Genomic DNA, 6,455 nt, shown 5'->3' on the forward strand with positions numbered 1-6,455 from the left:
TTACTAGAGCTTTTTGGTTTTAAATGAACGGTAGATGTAGATTGATGCCATGGCAAGGACCATGACGGTCATTACTACTGACGCAGTTGAGGCATAACCTACGCGCAAAGAGCTGACGCCGTTTTGATAAATATATTGGGAAATTGTGGCTGTTGAGTTGGCCGGACCGCCTTTGGTCAAGACGTTGACTTTATCGAACAGACGGAATGAGTCAATCATACGCAATATGGCAACGAGCGCGATGCCGTTTGAAATATTGGGCAAAGTAATGTAGATAAAGCGCTGAAAAGCATTGGCACCGTCAACTGCTGCCGCTTCGTATTGGCCTTTGGGCACGCCTTGGAGTGAGGCATACATCAAAAGGAAAGCAAAAGGAGAGTACTGCCAGATATCAATAAGCAGAATGCACCAGAAAGCGGTATCGATTTCACCTAAAAAGTTGTAGCCTGCAAAGCCCAAGAGATTAAGAATCGAATTGAAAAGACCGTCATTATTGGCAAGCATGATTTGCCATACCAAAGCTACGGTTACCGGAGGCAGCAGAGTCGGCAGCAGACTTACGGTTCTGAAAAATTTTTGTTTTTTGACGATGCTGTCAATCAAAACCGCAATCATAAGACCTAAAAATACTTCAGTGATTACGGCAACGACCGTAAAGATGAAGGTGTTGTACAGCGCTTGCATGAAATAGCGATCTGAAAACAGTTTTATATAGTTGTCAATACCGATGTTTTTCGGATCGGATAAAGAAAGATAGTAATAATCGGTAAAGCTGTAGTAAATAATGAAAATTAACGGAAATAAGCTTAATACGGTTAAAACCAAAGCCGTAGGGCTTATCATTAAGTATTCGAAAAGACTTGTTGATTTTTTCATGATGGTATAGGCCCCGCTGGGCGGGGCTTTACAGTTAGCGGGCGATGACTTCTTCGATGGCGGCTTTGGCGTCGTTTAAAGCATCATCAATTGATTTTTGTCCGGTTAAAGCATTGGAAAGCTCGATACCGTAGACGTTCTCGATTTCACCCCAAAGCGGAGTACGAGGACGAACTTTGGATTTTTCAGTACCTTTGAGCAATACCTGATAGAACGGATATTTGGCATTCAAATCAGCATTGTTGAAGACAGAAGTACGGGTAGGAACGGCACCTTTGTCGGCAGCGCTGATCTGTACTTCAGCTGAAGTTAGGTATTGCAGCAATTTGACGGCAAGATCTTTATGCGTGGTGTTGGCGGTAACGCCCATCATCCAGTTGCCGATTACTCCTGCGCTGTATTCAGGTGAGGAAGCGTCTTTCTTGCCCGGAATTACGGCATAGTTGGCTAAAGAATCGGAGCCAGAGATAAACCATGACGGCCAGCCGAGGCTCATGGCGGCTTTGCCTTTGGATACGGAGGCTACAAGGTCATTTTTGTCATAATTGGCGCCGGTTTTGTAAAGTTCGATGTATAAGGCAAGGGCGTCTTTGGCAATTTGTGAGTTTACGGTTACGTTCTTCATATCTTTATCAAAAACGTCACCGCCCATAGCCCACAAAATCGGCAGATAGTCACCGACTATCGGGTTGCCCTGTTGTCCGCGGACTAAATAGCCTAAAAGTCCCTGATCTTTTACTTTTTGCGAGACGGTTAAAACATCCTGCCAGTTATCAGGAACTTTAGCGCCGACTTTATCAAGAACACCGGCATTATAGAAAAGCAAAGTTACGTTGCCGGCAAAAGGCAGAGCGTAGGTATCGCCGGTAGCATAGGGCTCTTTACATACGGCAAGAGAGGTGGTGACGAAATCAGGATCGTCTTTATAACCGTTTTGCGTCAAGTTTAAAAGCAAACCGCCTGCGGCAAATTCGGGGATCCACGGATCGTCAAGCATTACAAGGTCAAAGGCACCTTCTTCATTGCGGGAGTCAAGGGAAACTTTCTGCTTTAAAGAAGCGTTTTCAAGACCCAGAATTTTAATGGTGCAGTTGTTTTCTTTTTCAAACTTATCTTTAACGGCATTGATTACGTCAACGTGTGAACCGCCGCGTGCGGCGATGGTAAGGGTTACCTCGTCATCGGCAAGAGCGGCAGAGGCGCTGCAGCTTAGTATGACGGCACCGGCTAATACGGAGATTGCGGATTTAAATAAGCGTGAATGTTTCATGATTTTTTCCTTTGGTTTACTCTTTCACAGCACCGCTTGACAGTCCTGAGATTAAGAAGTTTTGTGCAAAAATTACGAAAAATAAAACCGGGATTAAGGAGATAACTCCGCCTGACGCGACCATGCCCCATTGAGTGAGCTCCTGTTCGGAGTTCATGGTGGAAAGCAGCAGGGGAATGGTAAAGTTTTGCGGATCCTGCACGAAAATTACACCGTAAAGGTATTCATTCCATGAAGTCATGAAAGAAAGGATACCGACTGCGGTAAGACCGGGTAGAACCTGGGGCAGAACGATTTTGGTAAACATCTGCCATTCGCTGGCTCCGTCAACCATAGCGCTTTCTTCGACTTCGACAGGAAGTTTTTGGAAGAATGACAAAAGGAACCAGATGATAAAAGGTACGTTAATTAAAATGTGGGCAAGCACGATCGGAGTCATGGTGTTGATGATGCCCAAAGATGTCATCATGATGTAAAGCGGCAGCGCTAGGGAAATAGGCGGCAGAATTCTAATAAGAAGAACCCAGAAAAGCATCGGGCCCTTCATGCCGAATTTGAATCTGGCGCGGGATAATATGTAAGAACACATTACGCCGAACACTAAGGATACGCACAAAGAAGTGCAGGTTACGAATAAAGAATTTAAGATGGCGTTCAAAAATCCTTTTTCCGTAAAAAGACCGATAAAATTATCAAGAGAAAAAGATCGCGGGTAAAAAGAGAATCCCGAGTTCAAATCATCCTGACTGCGGATTGAAAGGGTAAACATCCAGTAAATAGGAAAGAGCGTCCATACCATTAAAAAGGCAAGGCATATTCCTTTTACGGTTTTTTGTCGTTTGTTGCTAATCATACTTACACCTTTAAAAAAGCTGGCGTAAGATTAGCAGACACTTTTTAAATACAAATTTGTTTTATGTAAGGATTTTGTAAAGTTAATTTTTGATTACGGGAAAATACGTCAGATCCTTTGTGCAGTCAAAGCCTACTGCGCAAACTTCTTTATTAAAGGGAAAGCTTTTGTTAAGCATTCCGGTAATAAAAACTTTACCGGCTATAGATTCTTTATTTAAATAATCTTGAGCTGCGGCAACTATTTCCGGACGAGCGCTGTTGTATGTACGGTTAATATCGGCGCAGATAACGAAAAAAGAAGGTTTGCAGATATCGATAAGACAGGGCGGCATGCCGTCGATTTGTCCGTGATGGGTTAGTTTAACTACATTAGAACGCTGCAGTTCATCGGCAAAACGTGCAATTCCTGACTGATCTGCCGTAAGCATGAAAGAACGGTTTTTAACTGTGACGAATTGTGCTAGAGAAAATAAGTTTTCACTTTTATCAAATTTAAGCATAATTTTTTGACTGTCGGGATTTTGATAGCCTAAAAAAGCTTTTTCGAGCATATTTTTGCGTTTTAATAAAGCGTCTTTGCTTATTCCCAGTGTTTGAATTTGTACTTGTCCGTCAAAAAAAGAGAGCCGGTCTTCTTTGGAAATTTCACAACAAGTGACTTTGTTTTGAGTCAGAGTTTTAAGCAATTTTTCATAGATGGAAATTCCGCGCATAAAGGTGGAAATATTTTCTTCTAAATTTTCGTTGATATAACTTACGGCTTGAGGAGCAATTTCGGTAATCAATCCAGTATAAAAATTTTTAACGGGAAAGCAGGAGGCGGCTTTATAAAGTCCGCCTACATGATCATAATGAAGATGAGTTAAGATCATCGCCTCAATTGTTGTTATCTCTATCTTTTTTAGAAACTCGTGCAGACGGATTGTCCCTTTTTCTTCATAAGTTTCTTTGTCGTCAGGTCCACCGTCTATGACAATAGCTTTTTCTGCGTTTTTGATAACGATAGATTCTCCGTAACCGACATTAACAAAATAAAGCTGCATTTTTAGTTCCTGATTTTCTGAAGACATGTTCTATCTTTGTAGCAAATCTGTGTAAAATCTCTGTAAAGAAAATTAACGTGTAAGGTTTTGTTTCATGACATTATTCGGTGAAAAGTTTTATCCGACTTTAAATAAGTTGTCTCCGTGGCGTCAAAGCCTTTTTGCTTTGGTTTTAGCCCATCGTCAGTTCCCTAATTTTGAATTATGGGTAGATACCGTAAAGCATAAGGGCAAAGCGGAATATAATTTCGCGTTAAAAAAGCTTTGGGAATATCACTTAGATAAATTCAATCACATAGATTTAGAAAAGGTTTTGGATGTTTTTGATCCTTTTGTTCCCGATCCGGATAAAGACGGAGACAGCCTCGGGACTTTATTTGCTTTAGATGCCGCAGCGTCTTTAACTGCCGCTTTTGATGCAATTATTCTTCACCAGGGCGATGAGGCGGAAATAGCATCAAGATCGAGTCTTGCAGCAGTGGTGCGAATGGTAGAAAACAATACCGATGAAGATCTTGATGAAGATGCTATGCGAGAGCAGGAGCTGGTTGACAACGAGATTAATTTCCAAGTGGATTTGATGGAAATGCTGCGAGGAGCAAAGCGCGATCCTGATTTAGCCAAGATGCTTATTAAGATCGCGGTTAAAGATCATATCAGCAATATCGGTATTGAGCAAAACGATCTACACGGCTGTAGATATGAGGATTATGCCGCTCATAATAGCCACGCAGGAAAAAACTAGTCGTACTATTTTTACCGGAAGTTTAATTAAAAGCGTTGTGCCGGCAAAAGATCCTAAAAAAGTAGCAGCAATCAGTACCGGCACCCATGCCCAATGAATAGCGGTTACCGATCCTACGGTAATCGCTCCCACGATATTCCAAATTGTTGCTACGAATACCATAGTATGTAAAATTGCGCTTTTAAGATCCAAACGGAAAATTGAAACAAAGGTAAGTGTGGCAAAAAGACCTGCACCTGAGGATAAAGATCCTGAAAATAAGCCCACTGCAATAATAGCTAACGTTCCAGCTAAAACCCGCAGTTTAGAACGCTCGGGATTGGCATTTGATCCGAATTGCTTTTTAAAGAAAGTGTAGAAACCTGCTGCGATAGTAATTATGCCTACTGCTATTTCGGCAATTTGCGAAGGAACGCTGATGACTATAAGCGTTCCGGCAACGACGGCCGGACAGCCGATAAAGAGCATAAGAAGCGCAATCTGCCGGTCGAGATTGAATTTGCCGTGTTCGCTTTTTTTCTTGCTCAAAGCTCCGACACCGAGAAAGATTACGGCAACTTTGTGAGTTCCTAAGGCTTCGGCAAAAGGAAGTCCCATTAATATAAGAAGAGGAAATTGTACAAAACCTGCACCGCCTCCTGAAACCGAGGCAAAAAGGTTAGCTATAAAAGAAACGCTGAATAAAATTATTTCATCTAAAATTTCTTGGAGCATTTTTGAGTAAATATGATTAAAAGTTAAGTTTTGTAGATTTAACTGTGTTTAATGTCGGGCTGTAGGTTAGGATGTAAGATTGACTATGTCAAGTATGGAAAATATGAAAGGTAAATTGTTCTAAAATTTTTACATTATAATTGAATGGATGATAAAAAATTTTTGAAAATTCAGTGAAAAAACATAAGGACTGTAAGAAAGTTATGACGATAGAAGAAATGCTTGCAGGCGAGTCTAAAAATGTAGAATTTAAAGTTGAGCGTCCTAAGGACAGTATTAAATATATTAAGTCAGTTGTTGCTTTTGCTAATGGGAGTGGGGTTATATTCTTTTTGGCGTGGATGATTTAGGTCGTGTTGTAGGAATTCCAAAAGAAAAGATTTTTTCAGAGATTGATGCTATTACAACAGCTATTTCTGACAGTTGTGAGCCTGTGATTGTTCCTGATGTATATTTACAAACTATTGATGAAAAAACAATTATTGTTGTAGAAATCAACGCCGGAAGACAACGCCCTTATTATATTAAAGCAAAAGGTATTGTTGATGGCACATATATACGAGTATCAGGAACTTCAAGACTTGCAGGAATAGAGCTTACAGCTGAAATGTATTATGAAGATGAAGGTCGTTCTTATGATTCGGTAGCGCGTAAAGATTTGGTGGTAAATGATAAGGAAATTCAAGATCTATGTATAAGATTGAAACAAGTAGCTCTTGCTAACTGTAGATCTGAAGTACAAAAAGAGTCCATTAAGAATATTACTAAAAATGTACTGATAAGTTGGGGTCTGTTAGCAGAAGCTCCGGATGGAAAATTTCATCATACTAATGGTTATGTTGCTTTACTTGGAGTATTTGGATCTTCATTTCATATTCAATGCGGTATGTTTAAGGGAAATACGAGATCGGTATTTGTTGTTGACATCCTCACCGGCCTAAAGGCCGATGAT

The 6,455-nt window shown here is 40.7% G+C and carries 8 protein-coding genes; 3 read left to right on the top strand and 5 right to left on the bottom strand.

Features of this window, described 5'->3' with window-relative positions:
- Nucleotides 1-3 precede the first annotated feature (3 nt).
- The 4 genes from HMPREF9444_RS01095 to HMPREF9444_RS01110 form a co-directional block, all read right to left on the bottom strand.
- Nucleotides 4-876, bottom strand: coding sequence for a carbohydrate ABC transporter permease (locus tag HMPREF9444_RS01095; RefSeq protein ID WP_040909029.1), 873 nt, complete (start codon nucleotides 874-876; stop codon nucleotides 4-6).
- A 34-nt stretch (nucleotides 877-910) separates the two neighbouring features.
- A complete protein-coding gene (locus tag HMPREF9444_RS01100; RefSeq protein WP_009142464.1) occupies nucleotides 911-2,146 on the bottom strand; it encodes an ABC transporter substrate-binding protein in 1,236 nt (411 codons plus the stop codon).
- 16 nt (nucleotides 2,147-2,162) lie between these two features.
- Nucleotides 2,163-2,999 carry a carbohydrate ABC transporter permease gene (locus HMPREF9444_RS01105; RefSeq protein WP_040909030.1) on the bottom strand — a complete coding sequence of 279 codons (837 nt, stop codon included), beginning with the start codon at nucleotides 2,997-2,999 and terminating at the stop codon, nucleotides 2,163-2,165.
- Nucleotides 3,000-3,081: 82 nt separating this feature from the next.
- Nucleotides 3,082-4,071, bottom strand: coding sequence for a ComEC/Rec2 family competence protein (locus tag HMPREF9444_RS01110; protein ID WP_009142466.1), 990 nt, complete (start codon nucleotides 4,069-4,071; stop codon nucleotides 3,082-3,084).
- Nucleotides 4,072-4,138: 67 nt separating this feature from the next.
- On the opposite strand from HMPREF9444_RS01110, the gene HMPREF9444_RS01115 reads away from it, so the two are divergent.
- The gene (locus HMPREF9444_RS01115) at nucleotides 4,139-4,789 is read left to right on the top strand and encodes a DUF416 family protein (RefSeq protein ID WP_009142467.1); all 651 of its coding nucleotides are present in this window, start codon (nucleotides 4,139-4,141) and stop codon (nucleotides 4,787-4,789) included.
- Here the strand turns inward: HMPREF9444_RS01115 and HMPREF9444_RS01120 are convergent.
- Complete coding sequence (locus HMPREF9444_RS01120; protein ID WP_009142468.1) at nucleotides 4,730-5,503, bottom strand: sulfite exporter TauE/SafE family protein; 774 nt, start codon at nucleotides 5,501-5,503, stop codon at nucleotides 4,730-4,732. The genes HMPREF9444_RS01115 and HMPREF9444_RS01120 overlap by 60 nt on opposite strands.
- Before the next feature lie 203 nt (nucleotides 5,504-5,706).
- On the opposite strand from HMPREF9444_RS01120, the gene HMPREF9444_RS10895 reads away from it, so the two are divergent.
- Nucleotides 5,707-5,853 carry an RNA-binding domain-containing protein gene (locus HMPREF9444_RS10895; RefSeq protein ID WP_156791211.1) on the top strand — a complete coding sequence of 49 codons (147 nt, stop codon included), beginning with the start codon at nucleotides 5,707-5,709 and terminating at the stop codon, nucleotides 5,851-5,853.
- Nucleotides 5,841-6,455 (top strand): AlbA family DNA-binding domain-containing protein (locus tag HMPREF9444_RS01125; RefSeq protein WP_187363636.1); only part of this gene is annotated, 615 nt, incomplete at its 3' end. The genes HMPREF9444_RS10895 and HMPREF9444_RS01125, both read left to right, overlap by 13 nt.

Source organism: Succinatimonas hippei YIT 12066 (genome assembly GCF_000188195.1).
In the GTDB taxonomy this organism is placed as follows: Bacteria; Pseudomonadota; Gammaproteobacteria; order Enterobacterales; family Succinivibrionaceae; genus Succinatimonas; species Succinatimonas hippei.